Origin of the sequence: Burkholderia anthina (genome assembly GCF_902498995.1) — a bacterium.
GTDB lineage: Bacteria > Pseudomonadota > Gammaproteobacteria > Burkholderiales > Burkholderiaceae > Burkholderia > Burkholderia anthina.
Map to the genome: position 1 here is coordinate 18,074 of NZ_CABVLY010000006.1, position 17,258 is coordinate 35,331.

The following is a 17,258-nucleotide window of genomic DNA, read 5'->3' on the forward strand; positions in this document are numbered from 1 at the left end:
GCCCGGCTATCCGGAATCGGCGAGCGGGGTGCGCGCCTGTCCGCTTTCGGCGACGGACTGCGGCGCCGCATAGTGCGCAGTGCATGGCCGCGTGGACAGGCGCGGTGAAGCGCTGCGTCGCCCTGCTCCGTCAGATCGGCTCCGAGATCTCGATCAGGTTCAGGTCCGGATCGCGCACGTACACCGAGCGGATTTTCTGCGTCGCGCCGGTGCGCTCGACCGGCCCTTCGACGATCGGCCAGTCGACGCGCCGCAGATGCGCGATCACGTCATCGAGCGGCACCGACGCGATGAAGCACAGGTCGAGCGCGCCCGGCACCGGCACGTGCGCCTTCGGCTCGAACTCCGCGCCGCGCACGTGCAGATTGATCTTCTGGTTGCCGAAACGGAACGCGAGCCGCCCCGCGCCGAAGGTTTCGAGCTGCATCTGCAGCACCTCGGTGTAGAAGTGCTTCGTCCGTTCCGGATCGACGCAGGTCAGCACGAGGTGGTCGAGGTGGTCAATCAGCGCCATGTGATTCGCTCCTGTTCATGAGAAAGCCCGCTGCGCCGGCATGTCGCCGGCTTCGGCGCGCGGCGCCGGGTGAAGGTCCGCGCGCCGCCCCGCCTTCAGGATCTGGCTCGGCACGTCGTGCCCGATCAGCGCGGGCAGCCGCGCGGCCGCGGCAAGCACGGCCGCGAGGTCGATGCCGGTATCGTAGCCGTCGAGCGCGAGCATGTGCACGAGCTCTTCGGTGCACGCGTTGCCGGTCGCGCCCGGCGCGTACGGGCATCCGCCGAGCCCGCCGAGCGACGCGTCGAAGCGGTCGATGCCCGCGTCGAGCGCGGCGAGCGTGTTGGCGAGCGCCATCCCGCGCGTGTTGTGAAAGTGCAGCGTGAGCTGCAACGCGCCGAAGCGCTCGCGTGCGCGTTGGCCGAGATCGCGAACCTGCGACGGAAACGCCATGCCGGTCGTGTCGCACAGCGTGAAGCCGTGCACGCCGAGATCCGCGAACCGCTGCATCCACGCGAGCACGGTTTCGGCGCGCACGTCGCCCTCCATCGGGCAGCCCATCGCGGTCGACAGCGACACGTTGATCGCGACGCCCGTGCCGCGCACCGCGTCGATCACGTCGCGCAGCTGCGCGAACGACTGCTCTCGGGTCATCCGCAGGTTCGCGCGGTTGTGGCTCTCGCTCATCGACATCACGAGGTTCACTTCGTCGACGCCGCACGACAGCGCGCGTTCCGCGCCGCGCACGTTCGGCACGAGCACCGTATAGACGACGCCCGGCGCGCGCGCGATGCCGTGCATCACGGCCTCGGCGTCGCGCAGCGCGGGAATCGCCTTCGCCGACGTGAACGACGTGACCTCGATCTTCGCGTAGCCGCACGCGCTCAGCGCATCGACGAGCGCGATCTTGTCGTCGGTGTCGACGAAGGCCGCTTCGTTCTGGAAACCGTCGCGTGTCGCGACTTCGTGGATGTAGAGTCGTTTGGGTTGTGTGCTCATGTCGTCGCTCCAGGGTCCGTTCAGATCACGCCGCGCGTGCGCCAGTCGTCGCGCGTCGCGGCATCGATGCCGATCGATTCGAGTACGGCATCGGTATGCGCGCCGAGCGCGGGCGCCGCACGCTCGATGTGTCCCGGCGTCGCGCCCAGTTTCGGCACGATGCCCGGCACGAGTACCGGCGTGCCGTCGGGCAACGCGGCGTCGACGATCATGTCGCGGGCGCGGTAATGCGGGTCGGCCGCGATGTCGGCGACGTCGTAGATGCGCCCGGACGGAATGCGCGCTTCGTTCAGCGCGGCCAGCACGTCGTCGAGATCGTGCTGCGCGCTCCATTCGCCGATCGCCGCATCGATGCGCGCGACCTGCGCGACGCGGCCGTCGTTGTGCGCGAGCGCCGGATCGTTGCCGAGATCGGGGCGCACGATCAGTTCCATCAGGCGCCGGAAGATGCTGTCGCCGTTGCCGGCGATCAGCGCGTACTTGCCGTCGCGGCACCGGTACGCGTTGGTCGGCGCGATGCCGGGCAGGCTGCTGCCGGCCGCCTCGCGCACCGCGCCGAACGCCGAGTATTCGGGCAACAGGCTTTCCATCATGTTGAAGACCGACTCGTACAGCGCGACGTCGACGACCTGCCCCTTGCCGCCCTGCTGTTCGCGATGCCGCAGCGCGAGCAGCACGCCGATCACGCCGTGCAGTGCCGACAGCGAATCGCCGAGCGACACGCCCACACGCACCGGCGTGCGGCCGGGCTCGCCGGTCAGGTGCCGCAGGCCGCCCATCGCTTCGGCGATCACGCCGAAGCCGGGCCGGTCGCGGTACGGGCCGGTTTGCCCGAAGCCGGACACGCGCAGCATCACGAGCCCCGGATTGATGGCGGACAGCGTGTCCCAGCCGAGTCCCCAGCCTTCGAGCGTGCCGGGCCGGAAGTTCTCGATCAGCACGTCGGTTTCGGCGACGAGGCGGCGCACGACGTCCTGCCCTTCGGCGGTGCGCAGGTCGAGCGCGAGCGAGCGCTTGTTGCGCGACTGCGCGGCCCACCAGACCGACGTGCCTTCGTGCAGCAGCCGCCATTTGCGCAGCGGGTCGCCGACGCCGGGCGGCTCGACCTTGATCACGTCCGCGCCGAATTCCGCGAGCATCCGGCCCGCGAACGGCCCGGCGATCAGTTGGCCGAGTTCCAGCACGCGGATGCCGTCCAGGGGTCTCGTCATGACTGTCTCCGATGAAATCGTGTTGTCGATGAGGCGATCATGACGGCGTTCGCGCGCTGCGAAAATCGATCGATGCTCAACCAGCCTTTCCCGGACGGAAAGGCTGGCGGGCAGGAAAATGTGGCATCCGCTGCACCGGCCTTTCCATCCGGGAAAGCGCGCTCGCGCAACGATCAAGCCGCGCCGCGCGCGCCGTTGGCAGAATCGTTGCCGTTGCGCGCCCGCCGGGCGCCCGTCAGCGAGGCCCGCCATGTTTTCCAGCGCTTCTCCCGCGAAGATCGTGTTTCTCGACCGCGCGACGCTGTCGCCGCAGACCGTGCTGAAGCCGTTGCCGTTTCCGCACGCGCTCCATACGTTCGAGCGGACGGCCGCGAACGAGGTGGCCGAACGCATCGGCGACGCGGACATCGTCGTCACCAACAAGGTCCGGCTCGACGCGGCGGCACTCGCCGATGCACCGAACCTGAAGATGATCGCGATCGCGGCCACCGGCACCGACATCGTCGATCTCGACGCATGCGCGGCGCGCGGCATCGTCGTCAGCAACATTCGCGGGTATGCGGTGCGCACCGTGCCCGAGCACACGTTCGCGCTGATCTTCGCGCTGCGGCGCAGCCTCGTCGCGTATCGCGACGCGGTGCGGGCGGGACGCTGGCTCGACAGCGGACAGTTCTGCTTCTTCGATCACCCGATTCGCGACCTGGCCGGCTCGACGCTCGGGATCGTCGGCGACGGCGTGCTCGGCCGCGCGGTGGCCGGCATCGCCCGCGCGCTCGACATGCGCGTGCTGTTCGCCGCGCACGGCGATGCGCGGGGAGACGATCACGTGCCGCTCGACGCGCTGCTGCGCGACAGCGACGCGATCACGCTGCACTGTCCGCTCACGCCGGCCACGCGCAACCTGATCGACGCACGCGCCTTCGAACGGATGGCGCGCCGCCCGTTGCTGATCAATACCGCGCGCGGCGGACTCGTGGATGAAAGCGCGCTGGTCGACGCGCTGCAGTCGGGGCAGATCTCGGGGGCCGGGTTCGACGTGCTCACGCAGGAGCCGCTGCCGGCCGCGCATCCGTTTCACGCGATCCTGTCGCATCCGGCCTTCATCCTGACGCCGCATGTCGGATGGGCGAGCGACGAGGCGATGCAGGCGCTGGCCGACCAGCTCGTCGACAACGTCGCCGCCTTTGCGGCGGGCGAGCCGCGTAACGTCGTGTGATGCGTCCGGGAAGCGGCGATCGCTTCGGTCGCGCATTTCGACCGCGCAAACAGAACGGCCCCGCTCGATTGCTCGAAGCGGGGCCGGCTGGATTCAGGGGCTACGGGTGCCGACGACCCGACGCGTTGATCAGTGCGTGTACATCCGCGCCGTCTTGCGGCCGGGTACGGATTCCCCGAGCGCGCTACGTGAACGAACGCCGGCCGCCAAAGCGGCCGGACGCGTCTGAAATGGATTTCGATGCGCGTATCAGTACGCGGACATCTCGACGCAAGGATCGACCTTCGACGGCGAGCAGATGGCCGAGTACTTGGCGCTTTCGCGCATCAGCGCTTCGCCTTCGTGCAGGGCGATCTTGATCTCGGGATGACGCTCGTACGCGAGGAATGCGGAGCAGACGACCGCGGACATCACGATCAGGGAAAACACAAATTTTTCAAGGGATTGGAAACGTTCGGGCATGGTTCGACCTTTCTTCTACCCGGTGATTATATCTCGAATTAAGGGTTTTCCCTATATGTCGATCCGCATATCGAAAATAGGTTCTGCCGATAGCGGACTGATGTTCGCGCCCTTTTTCAGGTTAATCCGGACTTAAGCGTGGGTCGAACAAGATGGACTCACCGTTGCGGCGCGTGTGCCGTGCCGGGTACCCCGTTTTTCGGAGATCCTGAAGATGAAAACCAAGCTTTCCATGCTCGTTCTCGCCGCGGCGCTGGCGGCCCCTGCCGTGTCGTTCGCGCAATCGCTTGCCGCACCCGTCACGCGAGCCGAAGTCGTCGCGCAGTTGCGCCAGCTCGAGCAGGCGGGCTACAAGCCGCTGAAGGGCCAGTATCCGGACGACATCCGCGCCGCCGAAGCGCGTCTCGAACAAGCGTCGGGGATCGGCGCGGATGCCGGCGCGGCGAGCGCGGCGGGCCGCCCGGCGCCGGGCGCACCCGCTGCCGGCATAGCGGGTCGCGGGCGCTGAGCTGTGCACCGGTGCGCTCGTCGCGACCGGCGGAGGCATCCGTTATCGGGGGCAGGCCTTCGACGAACGGCGCGCGACGGTGCGGCGCGCATCGGCTGCATCGCACACCGCAATCGTCAGAACGGCCGCCCGGGGCATTACTGCGGCGCCGACGCGGCGCTGGCCGCATTGCCGGGCCATGCCTTGCCGATCCGGTCGATCATCGACTTGGCGGCGCCCGTCGCGATGGCCGCATCGACGCCCGACGTCTGCCACGAACCGTCGGCGGCCTGCACGAACGTGAGGTTCGCGCGCGACGGCGAGTAATCGGTATTGCGCCACGTGACCACGACGTCGCACGTGTAGGTGCGCTCGCCGGCCTTCTTGCAGTCGCCGTCGGGTTTCGCCGAGATCACGTCGGCCGACACGGGCAGCGGCTGGCCGAACAGCGCGTTCAGGCCGCCGTGGTTTTCCGCCTCGAGCGCGCGGCGCACCGCGGCGTCGACGTCGCTCGATCCGGGACCGTCGTGGAGCAGGTTGCAGGCGGCAAGCAGCGAGGCGGCACAGCCGAGCGTGAGCAGCGTTTGGAACTTCATGGATATCCGTGCATCGGGTGAACGTCGGGCGGCATGCGGCGCTGCGCGATGAACGCAGCGCGTGGCCGGTACGCCGCGTAGTCTGCAACGTCCGCGTGTCGTTCGCGGTATCCATTTGTAACCAATTGCACGGATGCGTGCGGGCCAACGTCCGCGCGGCGCAATGCAATCACGCGGCCGCCCTGCTGCCGCGTCGATCGGGTCGCGGTTACTGCCGCTCTTGCTTCACGCGGCTCACCAGCTGCGTCGGGCTCACGAACTGCAGCGCGATCACGACCCAGATGAGCGTGATGGCCATGTAGATCATCGCCATCGCATCGATCGACTGCGGCGCGCGCACGCCGGTCGAAAACACCGCGTAATACAGCGCGACGACGAGCGTCTGCGTGCTCGGGCCCGCGGTGAAGAAAGTCAGCTCGAACATCCCGATCGTGCGCACCAGCACGAGCAGGCCCGCGGCGAGCATGCCGGGCACCAGCAGCGGCAGCAGCACGTAGCGGAAATAGCGCCACGTGTTCGCCCCGAAGATCCGCGCGGCGGATTCGAGATTCGGGTCGATCTGCTCGATGAACGGCGTCATCACGAGGATCACGAACGGCAGCGCCGGCACCAGGTTCGCGAGGATCACGCCCGGCAGCGTGCCCGCGAGTCCGACCTTGTACATGACGGTCGCCATCGGGATCCCGTACGTGACGGGCGGCACCATCAGCGGCAGCAGGAACACCAGCAGCGCGAAGCGCTTGCCGCGAAACTGCACGCGGGCGAGCGCATACGCGGCCGGCACGCCGAGCGCGACCGACAGCAGCACGACCGCGCCGACGACTTCGACGGTCACCCACAGCACGCTCGCGAGCTGGAAGTCTTCCCATGCCTTCGCGTACCAGTGCAGCGTGAAGCCCTGCGGCAGCGGCGTGCCGAACCAGCGTGTCGCGACCGAATTCACCGCGACGGTCGCGATCAGCAGCATCACGTTCAGCAGGAAGAACGCCATCAGCCCCCACACGAGCGCCTTCCACGCGCGGCCGGCGAGGCTGCCGCGCAGCTTCCGCGGCTTCATCGCGTTGACGGGCTGTGCGCCGGGCGGGTTGTGCTTCGGCGGCCAGGCTGGCGCGGCATGATTGTCGGTCCCCATCAGCCCTTGCCTCCCGTGACCGGACCGGTATAGAAGAAGCGGCGCGCGCCGAGCATCGAGGCGACCACCAGCAACTGGACGAAGCCCATCACGATCGCGATCGCGGACGCGAGCGAATAGTCGTAGCTCTCGAACGCGGCTTCGGCGGCCGCGATCGAGATCACGCGCGTCGGCCCGGCCGGCGCGCCGAGCAGCACGGCCGACGGAAACACCGAGAACGCCTGCACGAACGACAGGCACGCGGCCATCGTGAGCCCCGGCACCAGCAGCGGCAGGTAGATCTGCCGGAACTGCTGCCACGGGTTCGCGCCGAGGGTGGCCGCGGCGCGCGCGAGCGTCGGATCGATGCCGCTGACGTACGACAGCATCAGCAGGAACGCGAACGGAAAGCCCGACACGATCAGCGACAGCAGCACGCCCCAGTAGTTGTGCGTGAGGCGCACTTCGTCCGTGTACAGGTGCAGCCCCTGCAGCGCCTGCGGGAACCAGCCGTTCGGGCCGAAGTACGTGAGCATCCCGTCGGCGACGAGCACCGTGCCGAGCGTGACGGGAATCACCAGCAGCGTCGTGACGAACTTCTGGTACGGAGAATTGCGGCGCAGCGCGAACGCGACGGGCACCGAGATGCCGACGTTGATCAGCGTGGCCGGCACCGCGAGCTTCAGCGTGACGAGCACGGTCGGCCACATCGCGGTATCGGTGAAGAACTGCACGTAGTTCGCGAGCGCGCCGCCGCCGTTCATCGGCTGGAACGACAGCACGAGGCCGTAGGCGAACGGATAGATGAACAGCGCGACGATGAACGCGAGCGCGGGCGTGACGAGCCACGCCTTCGCGTCGCGCCGCGTACCGGCCGCGAGCGTGCTCATGCGGCCTCCCGGCGGCCCAGCGCCGCGCGTGCGTCGTTCATTTCGCGTCTCCCGCGTAGACGAGCGTGCGCGCCGGCGCCACGCGCAGGCGCAGCCGTTCGCCTTCGGCGAATTCGCCGGCCACGCGCGCCCAGATCGGGCCGAACGGCGTGGTGGCGCGGATCAGCGAATCGCGGCCGCCGTACTCGAGCGTGTCGACGGTCGCGTCGAACGCGTTGTCGGCGCTTTCCGTCGCGCGTTCGATATCGTCGGGACGCAGCGCGACCAGCACGTCCTTGCCGTCGAAACCGGCCATCGGCACGCCCGCGAGGCGCACGCCGGCGGCCGTGACGTTCACGTGATCGCCGGCCATCCCTTCCAGCGTGAACGGCAGCACGTTGCGATAGCCCATGAAGCGCGCGACGTGCAGGTTGTGCGGGCGCGTGTACACGTCCTTCGGCGACGCGACCTGCTGCACGACGCCCTCCTTCATCACGACGATCCGGTCGGCCATCGACAGCGCCTCGTCCTGGTCGTGCGTCACGTAGATCGTCGCGCGTTCGAGCTGCGTGTGGATGCGGCGGATCTCGGCCCGCATCTCGATGCGCAGCTTCGTGTCGAGGTTCGACAGCGGCTCGTCCATCAGCACCAGCGGCGGCTCGATGACGATCGCGCGCGCGATCGCGACGCGCTGCTGCTGGCCGCCCGACAGCTGCCCGGGCAGCTTGCCTTCGTGGCCGACGAGCTGCACGAGTTCGAGCGCCTGCTGCGCGCGCCGCCGCGTTTCCTGCTTCGGCACGCCGCGCATCTTCAGCCCGAAGCCGACGTTCTCGAGCACCGACATGTGCGGAAACAGCGCGTAGTTCTGGAACACCATCCCGAAGCCGCGGCGCTCGGGCGGCAGCACGTCGATGCGCGTGTCGTCGAGCCAGATGCCGCCGCTCGTGAGCGGCTGCAGCCCGGCAATGCAGTTCAGCGCGGTCGATTTGCCGCAACCGGACGGGCCGAGCAGCGCGATGAACTCGCCGCGCCTGATATCGAGATCGAGCCCGTTCAGTGCGGCGACCTGCGCGCCCTCCGCATTGGTGAAGCTGCGGCACACGCCGTCGAGCCGCAGCCGTTCGAAACTGTGCTTCATTACGCGAACTCCGTCGGCGCGGGCGCCGCAGCGCCCGCGGGTTCATGCGTCATTTCGACTTCTGCGAACCGATCTCGCGGTCCCACTTCTGGAACGCGGCGACCATCGCCTGCGCGCTGAGCGGCTGCACGTGCGGATGATCGGCCAGCAGCCTGGCGTACTCGGGGCGGCCGAATTTCTTGATGACGTCCTGGCTGTGCGCGGGCGCCATCTCCAGCGTCACGCCCTTTACCGCCGGGCCCGGATAGAAGTAGCCGTCGTCGTAGGTCATCGCCTGCTGCGGCGGCTCGAGCAGGAAGTTCATCAGCTTGAACAGCACGTCGAGCTTGTCCTTCGGCACGCCCTTCGGGATCACCATGTAGTGCGCGTCGTTGACCCACGTCATATTGTCGAACGCCTGGATCCGGAAATCGGCCGGCACGATGCCGAGCGCGCGCGGGTTGATGTCCCAGCCGGTGACGGTCACGGTCATGTCGCGCGTGCCTTCGCCGAGCTCCTTCATCACCGCCGACGTGCCGCCCGGGTAGTACGGGATGCAGTCGTCGAGCTGCTTCAAGAACGCCCAGGTCTTGTCCCAGCCGTTGATCGGATCCTGCGGGTTCTTGTCGCCGAGCACGTACGGCAGCCCCATCAGGAACGTGCGGCCCGGGCCCGAGTTCGCCGGGCGCGCGTAGATCAGCTTGTTCGGATGCGCCTTGCACCACGCGAGCAGCTGGGCGGGCGTCTTCGGCGGATCGCCGACCTTGGCCGGGTTGTATTCGAGCAGCGGGCCGGCCGGCATGTAGGTCACTTCGAGGCCGAAGCCCTGCGCGAGATCCTGCATCTTGCGCGGGCCGGGCGCGTACTTGTCGAGCACGCCGGGGAACGCGCCCGCGTTGTCGGGCAGCAGCTTGAGCCAGAGGTTCTGCTCGATGCCGGCGGCCAGCGCGTCGGTGCCGGTCAGCACGAGGTCGATGTCGGAGCGCCCCGCCGCCTGCATCGCCTTGATCTTGCCCGGCAGCTGCGGCGCGGGCGCATTCGTGAACGTGACGTTCGACACGAGATTCGGGTTCTTGTCCTTGAAGGCCTCGATGGCCTTCTGCGTCAGTTGCAGGTTGCCCGCGACGTCGACGACATTCAGCGACACGGGGGCCGCGACGGCCGCCGCGGCCGACAGCGTGAAGCCCAGCGCCAGGGCGATTCGGCAGACGCGGCGCCCGATCGTGGTTGTGTTCATGTCTCCTCACTTCGGTCGGTGGATGGGACCTTTCTTTCAGGAAATCATGACGGCGTTATACGATGTCGGTCAACAAAAAACCGAGCGGCGCGGGGCGGGAGTTTCCCTAACAAAAACCTTCCGTTTGTTGAGGATTTACTGATTGACCGACTTCGTGGCGCCGCGTGGCAATGGACGTGCGGCGTGTTAGGACGTCGTATATCAATAGCCGCTGAAATGAAATCGGTTCATGCCGCCGCGCCGGCCCGGGTACGGATGCGGCACGACTTCCGACGACGCGGTGCCGTGCCGTGCGGCACGGCGCGATGCATGCCGCGACGCCGGGTCGCCGTCTGCAGCGATCGCGGGGATCGGCTACAGTGGGCGTTTTCGGCGCGCCCCGCCCGCCATGCCGATGCGATCGTCCCGTTCCTGCCGCCGTGCCGGGGGCCCGCGGCGACGCGCGGCAGGCCGGCGGCGCGCGGATCCTCCACGTTGACGAGCGAACCTCCATGCCCGATCTGTCCGCCTTCCCGATCACGAAAAAATGGCCGGCCCAGCATCCCGACCGTCTCCAGCTGTACTCGCTGCCGACGCCGAACGGCGTCAAGGTGTCGATCATGCTCGAGGAAACCGGCCTGCCGTACGAGCCGCATCTCGTGCGTTTCGACACGAACGACCAGTTGTCGCCCGAATTCCTGTCGCTGAACCCGAACAACAAGATCCCGGCGATCATCGATCCGGACGGCCCGGACGGAAAACCGCTGCCGCTGTTTGAATCGGGCGCGATCCTGATCTATCTCGCGGACAAGACGGGCCAGCTGATTCCGAAGGACCTCGCCGGCCGCTACGAGACGATCCAGTGGGTGATGTTCCAGATGGGCGGCATCGGTCCGATGTTCGGCCAGGTCGGCTTCTTCCACAAGTTCGCCGGCCGCGACTACGAGGACAAGCGGCCGCGCGACCGCTACGTCGCCGAATCGAAGCGCCTGCTCGGCGTGCTCGATGCGCATCTGGCGAACCGCAAGTGGGTGATGGGCGATACGTACACGATCGCCGACATCGCGATCTTCCCGTGGGTGCGCAACCTCGTCGGGTTCTATGAGGCCGGCGATCTCGTCGGCTTCGGCGAGTTCCGCCACGTCGCACGCGCGCTCGAAGCGTTCGTTGCGCGCCCGGCCGTCGCGCGCGGGCTCAATATCCCGGCTCGCGACTGAGCTGCGCAGCGGGCTGCCCGCTGCCTGTCCGGCTCGCCGCATCGCGCGGCGGGCGGTTTTCCCGCTTCCCTTCTGCGTGTCCGGCTTCCGCTCGTTGCGTCCGGCGTGACGATCCGGCGCAGCTATTTCACGGCCGACGCCGACGCTTGTTTCCCCCATCCCGCCAGCAGTTTCTCCAGCAACGTCGAAAGTTGCGCCTGCTCCGCCTCCGACAACGCGGCCAGCATCGCGCGCTGATTGTCGACGTGCGCGACCACCGCGTCGTCGATCAGCGCGCGGCCGGCGTCCGTCAGCGCGACGAGCGTGCCGCGTCCGTCGGCCGGGTTCGGCCGGCGCTCGACCCAGCCGGCCTTCTGCAGCCGGTCGATGCGTGCGGTCATGCCGCCCGACGACATCATCAGCGCGTCGTACAGCGCGGTCGGCGTCAACGCGAACGGCGCGCCGCTGCGCCGCAGCGTCGCCAGCACGTCGAATTCGCCCGGCTGCATCCCGTAGCGCGCAAACAGCGGATTGAGGCCGTCGCGCGCGATCACGAGCGCCGCCTCCTGCAACCGTCCCATCACGAGCATCGACGACGCATCCAGATCCGGACGCTCGACGCGCCACTGCGCGAGCGCATACGCGGCTCGATCCATTAACCCTCCTCGGTTCACCAGTTATCTTGACGTCGAGACAAATCAGCATTTATCTTGATGTCGAGATACTTTACATGAAAACGCACGGTTCCCCCGACGGCGGCGCCGTGCATCGATATCGAGGGCCGTTTGATGAATCGCTCGACTTCCCCCGGCTGGCGGCTGGCCGCCATCGTACTGGTCGGACTGAACCTGCGGCCGGCGCTGGCCGCGATCGGTCCGCTGCTCGACATGATCCAGCGCGCGACCGGCATCGGCGACGGCGCGGCGAGCCTGCTGACCACGATCCCGATCCTGCTGATGGGCCTCGGCGCATTGAGCGCGCGGCGATTGCAGCGCGCGACGGGCATCGCGGGCGGCGTATGGCTCGGTGTCGCGTTGATCGGGTTCGCGTGCGCATCGCGCATCGGCGCGCAGCATGCGTGGCTGCTGCTGGCGAGCGCGTGCTGCGCGGGCATCGGAATCGCGCTGGTGCAGGCGCTGCTGCCGGGATTCATCAAGGCGCAATTCGCGACGCGCATCGGTGGCGCGATGGGCGTTTATTCGACGTCGATCATGGGAGGCGCGGTGCTCGCGAGCGTCGTCGCGCCGTTTGCCGCGGCGCGCTGGGGCTGGCTCGCGGCGCTTGCGGGCTGGGCGTTGCCGGCCGCGATCGCGGCGATCGCATGGCCGCTGGCCAGCCGCGGCGGCGATGCGGACGCGTTCGGCGCGGCTGCGGCTTCGACGCCGGCCACGCATGCGCAACCGTCACGCCCGTCGCGCTCGCCGCGCGCATGGCGGCTCGCGGCGTTCTTCGGGATCGCGACGGGCGCATACACGCTGGTGCTGGCATGGCTGCCGCCGTACTACATGCGGCTCGGCTGGTCGCCGACAGCGGCCGGCACCCTGCTCGGCGGCGTGACGCTCGCGGAAGTGGTCGCGGGGCTGACGATCTCGGCGACGATCGACCGCCTGCCCGATCGCCGGCCCGCGCTGCACGCGGCGATCGCGTCGCTGCTCGCCGGGTTGCTGGTGATGCTGGCCGCACCGCAGGCGCTCGCGTTGCCGGCCGCGCTGCTGCTGGGAGCCGGGATCGGCGCGCTGTTTCCGCTGTCGCTGATCGTCACCGTCGATCACGCGGCGACGCCGGCCGATGCGGCATCGCTGACGGGGTTCGTGCAGGGTATCGGCTATCTGATCGCGGGGCTGTTTCCGTTCGCGGCGGGCGTGGTGCGCCAGCATCTCGCGGATCTGTCGCCCGCGTGGATCGCGATGGCTTGCCTGTGTGTCGTGCTGTTCGCGCTGGCCGCGGGATTCGCGCCGCAGTTTGCGCGTCGCGCCGCGCGGGCGTAACGCACGTCAGATGCGGGGGATGACGGGCGAGCCTGATCGTACGACGGCCTCAGCCTCCGCTCGCATAGAGCGTCGAATCCGCGAACCCTTCGGCATCGAGCACGCGCCCGATCAGGATCAGCGCGGTGCGTTCGATCTGCGTGCCCTGCACCTTGCCGACGATGTCGGCAAGCGTGCCGGTCACGCGCGCCTCGTCGGGCCAGCTCGCGCGATAGATCACCGCGACCGGGCACGCGGGCCCGTAGTGCGGCAGCACTTCGTCGACGATCCGCGCGAGATGCCGCACGCCGAGATGAATCGCGAGCGTCGCGCGATGCGCGGCGAGCGAACCGAGCGCTTCGCCTTCAGGCATCGTCGTCTTGCCCGCGAAGCGCGTGAGGATCACCGTCTGCGCGATGCCGGGCAGGGTCAGCTCGACGCCGAGCGTCGCCGCGCACGCGGCCGTGGCCGTCACCCCGGGGACGATTTCATACGGAATCCCGAGCGCCTTCAGCCGGCGCATCTGCTCGCCGATCGCGCCGTACAGCGACGGATCGCCCGAATGCACGCGCGCGACGTCCTGCCCTTTCGCATGCGCGTCGGCGAGCAGCGTGACGATCGTATCGAGGTCGAGCTCGGCCGTATTGACGACCTGTTCCGCGCGATGGCCGTCGAGCACGGCCGGCGGCACGAGCGAACCGGCATACAGGATCACCGGGCACGCGCGCACGAGGCGCTGGCCCTTCACCGTGATCAGCTCCGGGTCGCCGGGGCCCGCGCCGATGAAATACACCGTCATCGAAAATTCTCCGTCAATTCATTGTGCAGCCGGGCGCGCCGCATCACGCGCGCGCGGCCGGATCGAGTGCATCGAGCAGCGCGGCGGCCGAGTCGAACGCGCGATCGGCATCGGGCAGCGGCGGCCGGCGCAACATCACGACCGGCAGCCGGCGTTCGCGTGCAACCTCGAGCTTGGCTTCGGTCGCCGCGCCGCCGCTGTTCTTGCTGACCACGACGTCGATACCCGCGAGCGCGAGCAGCGCGCGTTCGCCGTCGAGCGTGAACGGCCCGCGCGCGGCGACGACCTGTGCGCGCGCGTTGCCGGGATGCGGATCGAGGCAGCGCACCAGCCAGAACTGGTGCGGCGGGATGTCGTCGAGATGCGCGAGCGGTTCGCGGCCGAGCGTGAACAGCGGCCGCCGGAACGGCGCGAGCGCGGCTTCGATGCCGGCCCAGTCGTCGACCATCCGCCAGTCGTCGCCGGGCCCGGGCGTCCACGGTGCGCGGCGCAGCGCCCATAGCGGCACGCCGGCGCCGCGCGCGGCGGCCGCCGCGTTCGCGCTGATTTGCGCGGCATACGGATGCGTGGCATCGATCACGAGACCGATATCCGCGCTGCGCAGATAGGCGGCAAGCCCCGCCGCGCCGCCGAAGCCGCCAACGCGCACGTCGCAGCGCAAATCGTCGGGCACCTTGCCGAGGCCCGCGAGGCTGTAGACGTGTCGCGGGCCGAGCGCGCGTGCGATCTTCAGCGCGTCGCCGGTGCCGCCGAGCAACAGGATGCGGGTGTTCATGGCGTTCATCGCGCGTCTCCGACGAAGCGGCCTTGCCGGTCGATCGCGAACATCTCGACGGCGACCGAGGCCGGCACGATGTCGCGCGCGACGCGCAGTGCATGCGCGCAGACGATGTCGCCGAGCGGTACGCCGCCGGCCTGCGCGAGCTTCAGCGCTTCCTGGCTCGTGTTCGCGGCGCGCATCGCGGCCTGCAGCGCGTCGTTCGCGCCGGCCTCCGACGCCCACTGCGCAAGCAGCGGCAGGTCGATGCTCGAATGGCGGCTGTGCAGGTCGAGATGGCCGGCCGCGAGCTTGCTGAGCTTGCCGAACCCGCCGCACATCGACAGGCGCGCGACGGGCGCGCGGCGCAGGTGCTTGAGCACCGCGCCCGCGAAATCGCCCATTTCGATCAGCGCCATGTCGGGCAGGCCGTAATGCGCGCGCATCGCGTCCTCGCTCGCGTTGCCGGTACACGCGGCGATGTGCGCGATGCCGTTCGCGCGCGCGACGTCGATGCCCTGGTGGATCGACGCGATGTACGCGGAACACGAGAACGGCCGCACGATGCCGGTCGTGCCGAGGATCGACAGCCCGCCGACGATCCCGAGGCGCGGGTTCATCGTCTTCAACGCGAGCGCCTCGCCGCCCTCGACGCCGATCGTCACGTCGAAGCCTCCCGTATGGCCGTATTCGGCGGCGAGCGCGTCGAGGTGGGTTGTCATCATCTGGCGTGGCACCGGATTGATCGCCGGTTCGCCGACCGGCAGCGTGAGCCCCGCGCGCGTGACCGTGCCGACACCCGGCCCCGCATGAAAGCGCACGCCCGGCGTCGCGGCGAGCGCGACGCGCGCGAAGATCAGCGCGCCGTGCGTGACGTCGGGATCGTCGCCGGCGTCCTTCAGCGTGCCGGCTTCGGCGCCGTCGGCCGTGGTGCGGCAGAACTCGAGCCGCATCATTACGCGCTGCCCCTTCGGCAGCACGATTTCGACTGCATCGTCCGCGCGGCCCGCGAGCAGCAGGCGCGCGGCGGCGAGCGACGTCGCGGTCGCGCAGCTGCCGGTCGTGTAGCCGAACCGCAGCGGCGCCGGTTGTTCGGGAGTTTCGTCGCGCATCACGCGAGGTCCGCGAGGTTCGACAGGCCGGTTGCCGTGGCGTCCGGCTTGCGCACGTCGTACAGCGTGACGGGCAACGGTTGCCGCCACGTGTCGAAGCGGCCGAGCGGCTCCGCGTGCGCGAGCGATACGCGCATGAGCGTGCCGCCGTGCGCATCGCGCCACGCGGCGAGCGCCAGCTCGCCCTGCAGCGTGACCGCGTTCGCGACGAGCCGGCCGCCGGGCTTCAGCGCCGACCAGCACGCGTCGAGCACGCCGGGCGCCGTCGCGCCACCGCCGACGAAGATCGCGTCGGGCGCGGCGAGCCCCGCGAGCGCATCGGGCGCACGCCCCGCGACGAGTTGCAGGCCCGGCACGCCGAGCGCGTCGCGGTTGTGCTCGATGAAGCGCTGCCGCTCGGCGTGCGATTCGATCGCGATCGCCTGGCACGATGGATGCGCGCGCATCCATTCGATGCCGATCGAGCCGCTGCCCGCGCCGACGTCCCACAGCAGTTCGCCGGGTGCGGGCGCGAGGCGCCCGAGCGTGAGCGCGCGCATGTCGCGCTTGGTGAGCTGGCCGTCGTGGCGGTACGCATCGTCGGGCAAGCCGGGCGTGAGCGCGCGGCGCGGTGCGTCGGGGCCGGCCCGGCAGTCGAGCGCGACGAGATTGAGCGCGGCCGTTTCGTCGACGCTCCAGTCCTGCGCGAGGCCGTCGATGCGCCGTTCCAGCGGGCCGCCGAGATGTTCGAACACGCTGATGCGCGTCGGGCCGAAGCCGCGTGCCGTGAGCTCGGCGGCGACCGTGGCCGGCGTGCGGCCGTCCGCGCTCAGCACGAACAGGCGCCGGCCCGGCAACAGGTGGCGCGCGAGCGTCGCGAGCGGGCGACCGACGAGCGACACCGCGCCGATGTCCTGCAACGCCCAGCCGAGCCGCGCGGCCGCGAGCGACAGCGACGACGGGGCGGGCAGCACGCGCCACTCGTCGGGGAGCAGTTCGCGCGCGAGCGTCGCGCCGACGCCGAACAGCATCGGGTCGCCGCTCGCGAGCACGCAAACGGGCGAGCCGCGGCGCGCGAGCAGGCCCGACAGGTCGAACGGAGACGGCCACGTTTCGCGCGCGGCCGGCAGCCGCGCGGGCAGCATGTCGAGGTGCCGCTTCGCGCCGACCACCCGCGTCGCGTCGAGCAGCGCGCGCCGCGCGCTGCGTCCGAGCCCCGCGTAGCCGTCGTCGCCGATGCCCACTACCGTCAGCCACGCCGTCATGCACCCTTCCCCATCGTTCGATTCCATCGAGTCGCCGCGCGGCGGCCGTAAAGGCGCCGGTGCGGCCGTCCGCATTGCGAAAGTCGGCATGGTACCGTGTTCCACCGCGCGTTTCATCTGCCGGCCCGCCGCCCCGCACCGTGTTTTGCCCCGGCTCCGGCGCATGGCCGGGCGGTCGCGAAGCGCCGTCGAAATCGGGTATCCTACGGCCGTTCGATCGCCGGTGCCCTTCGGGGCCGAAGAGGGAACACGGGGCGCGCGTCGCGCCGCCGTGGCTGCCCCCGCAACTGTAGACAGCGAGCCGATCTCCCTTTCATGCCACTGGTTTCACCGGGAAGGCCGGGAGCAGGCGCCGACCTGTCAGCCAGGAGACCTGCCGGCCTGAAAGTGCGTGCGTGCCAGCCGG

18 protein-coding genes and 1 riboswitch are annotated in these 17,258 nt (G+C 69.4%); of the genes, 4 read left to right on the forward strand and 14 right to left on the reverse strand.

Going from position 1 to position 17,258, the window contains the following annotated elements:
- Positions 1–130 precede the first annotated feature (130 nt).
- Genes BME24068_RS09960 through BME24068_RS09970 form a run of 3 tightly spaced genes read right to left on the reverse strand, consistent with a single transcriptional unit; the run spans position 131 to position 2,703 of the window.
- The gene (locus BME24068_RS09960; protein ID WP_034207330.1) at positions 131–514 is read right to left on the reverse strand and encodes a VOC family protein; all 384 of its coding nucleotides are present in this window, start codon (positions 512–514) and stop codon (positions 131–133) included.
- Between the two features lie 15 nt (positions 515–529).
- Positions 530–1,492, reverse strand: a complete 963-nt coding sequence (locus BME24068_RS09965; protein WP_174925963.1) for a hydroxymethylglutaryl-CoA lyase — start codon at positions 1,490–1,492, stop codon at positions 530–532.
- Between the two features lie 20 nt (positions 1,493–1,512).
- Positions 1,513–2,703, reverse strand: a complete 1,191-nt coding sequence (locus BME24068_RS09970) for a CaiB/BaiF CoA transferase family protein (RefSeq protein WP_174925964.1) — start codon at positions 2,701–2,703, stop codon at positions 1,513–1,515.
- A gap of 250 nt (positions 2,704–2,953) precedes the next feature.
- Between BME24068_RS09970 and BME24068_RS09975 the strand changes: the two genes are divergently transcribed.
- Positions 2,954–3,919, forward strand: a complete 966-nt coding sequence (locus BME24068_RS09975; RefSeq protein WP_174925965.1) for a D-2-hydroxyacid dehydrogenase — start codon at positions 2,954–2,956, stop codon at positions 3,917–3,919.
- 249 nt (positions 3,920–4,168) lie between these two features.
- Here BME24068_RS09975 and BME24068_RS09980 read toward each other — a convergent pair whose 3' ends face one another.
- Positions 4,169–4,381, reverse strand: coding sequence for a hypothetical protein (locus tag BME24068_RS09980; protein ID WP_096505276.1), 213 nt, complete (start codon positions 4,379–4,381; stop codon positions 4,169–4,171).
- Positions 4,382–4,595: 214 nt separating this feature from the next.
- Here BME24068_RS09980 and BME24068_RS09985 point away from each other — a divergent pair, with 214 nt between their 5' ends.
- Positions 4,596–4,889 (forward strand): DUF4148 domain-containing protein, encoded by a 294-nt coding sequence (locus tag BME24068_RS09985; protein WP_174925966.1) that lies wholly within the window; start codon positions 4,596–4,598, stop codon positions 4,887–4,889.
- A gap of 137 nt (positions 4,890–5,026) precedes the next feature.
- Here BME24068_RS09985 and BME24068_RS09990 read toward each other — a convergent pair whose 3' ends face one another.
- From BME24068_RS09990 to BME24068_RS10010, 5 genes are all read right to left on the reverse strand, one after another.
- Positions 5,027–5,464, reverse strand: a complete 438-nt coding sequence (locus tag BME24068_RS09990) for a hypothetical protein (RefSeq protein WP_096505280.1) — start codon at positions 5,462–5,464, stop codon at positions 5,027–5,029.
- A gap of 208 nt (positions 5,465–5,672) precedes the next feature.
- Positions 5,673–6,596: an ABC transporter permease gene (locus BME24068_RS09995; RefSeq protein ID WP_174925967.1), complete on the reverse strand. Its 924-nt coding sequence runs from the start codon at positions 6,594–6,596 to the stop codon at positions 5,673–5,675.
- Complete coding sequence (locus tag BME24068_RS10000; RefSeq protein ID WP_096505284.1) at positions 6,596–7,465, reverse strand: ABC transporter permease; 870 nt, start codon at positions 7,463–7,465, stop codon at positions 6,596–6,598. The genes BME24068_RS09995 and BME24068_RS10000 overlap by 1 nt, the downstream gene beginning before the upstream one ends.
- 37 nt (positions 7,466–7,502) lie before the next feature.
- Entirely contained in the window at positions 7,503–8,582 is a 1,080-nt protein-coding gene (locus BME24068_RS10005; protein ID WP_174925968.1) for an ABC transporter ATP-binding protein, read from the reverse strand.
- Positions 8,583–8,631: 49 nt separating this feature from the next.
- Entirely contained in the window at positions 8,632–9,798 is a 1,167-nt protein-coding gene (locus tag BME24068_RS10010) for an ABC transporter substrate-binding protein (protein WP_174925969.1), read from the reverse strand.
- Positions 9,799–10,289: 491 nt separating this feature from the next.
- Here BME24068_RS10010 and BME24068_RS10015 point away from each other — a divergent pair, with 491 nt between their 5' ends.
- Positions 10,290–10,994: a glutathione S-transferase N-terminal domain-containing protein gene (locus BME24068_RS10015; RefSeq protein ID WP_096505292.1), complete on the forward strand. Its 705-nt coding sequence runs from the start codon at positions 10,290–10,292 to the stop codon at positions 10,992–10,994.
- Between the two features lie 122 nt (positions 10,995–11,116).
- Here BME24068_RS10015 and BME24068_RS10020 read toward each other — a convergent pair whose 3' ends face one another.
- Positions 11,117–11,629, reverse strand: a complete 513-nt coding sequence (locus BME24068_RS10020) for a MarR family winged helix-turn-helix transcriptional regulator (protein ID WP_174925970.1) — start codon at positions 11,627–11,629, stop codon at positions 11,117–11,119.
- Between the two features lie 132 nt (positions 11,630–11,761).
- On the opposite strand from BME24068_RS10020, the gene BME24068_RS10025 reads away from it, so the two are divergent.
- Positions 11,762–12,961: an MFS transporter gene (locus BME24068_RS10025; protein ID WP_174925971.1), complete on the forward strand. Its 1,200-nt coding sequence runs from the start codon at positions 11,762–11,764 to the stop codon at positions 12,959–12,961.
- A 49-nt stretch (positions 12,962–13,010) separates the two neighbouring features.
- Here BME24068_RS10025 and cobM read toward each other — a convergent pair whose 3' ends face one another.
- From cobM to cbiE, 4 genes are read right to left on the reverse strand one after another with little or no spacing between them, the layout of a single operon-like run.
- Entirely contained in the window at positions 13,011–13,739 is a 729-nt protein-coding gene (gene cobM / locus BME24068_RS10030; protein ID WP_174925972.1) for a precorrin-4 C(11)-methyltransferase, read from the reverse strand.
- A 43-nt stretch (positions 13,740–13,782) separates the two neighbouring features.
- Positions 13,783–14,514: a cobalt-precorrin-6A reductase gene (locus BME24068_RS10035; protein WP_096505456.1), complete on the reverse strand. Its 732-nt coding sequence runs from the start codon at positions 14,512–14,514 to the stop codon at positions 13,783–13,785.
- 5 nt (positions 14,515–14,519) lie between these two features.
- Positions 14,520–15,608 carry a cobalt-precorrin-5B (C(1))-methyltransferase gene (locus BME24068_RS10040; RefSeq protein WP_174925973.1) on the reverse strand — a complete coding sequence of 363 codons (1,089 nt, stop codon included), beginning with the start codon at positions 15,606–15,608 and terminating at the stop codon, positions 14,520–14,522.
- Positions 15,608–16,852 (reverse strand): precorrin-6y C5,15-methyltransferase (decarboxylating) subunit CbiE, encoded by a 1,245-nt coding sequence (gene cbiE, locus BME24068_RS10045; protein ID WP_096505302.1) that lies wholly within the window; start codon positions 16,850–16,852, stop codon positions 15,608–15,610. The genes BME24068_RS10040 and cbiE overlap by 1 nt, the downstream gene beginning before the upstream one ends.
- A 204-nt stretch (positions 16,853–17,056) precedes the next feature.
- Positions 17,057–17,247: riboswitch (cobalamin riboswitch) on the forward strand.
- The last annotated feature ends 11 nt before the right edge of the window (positions 17,248–17,258 follow it).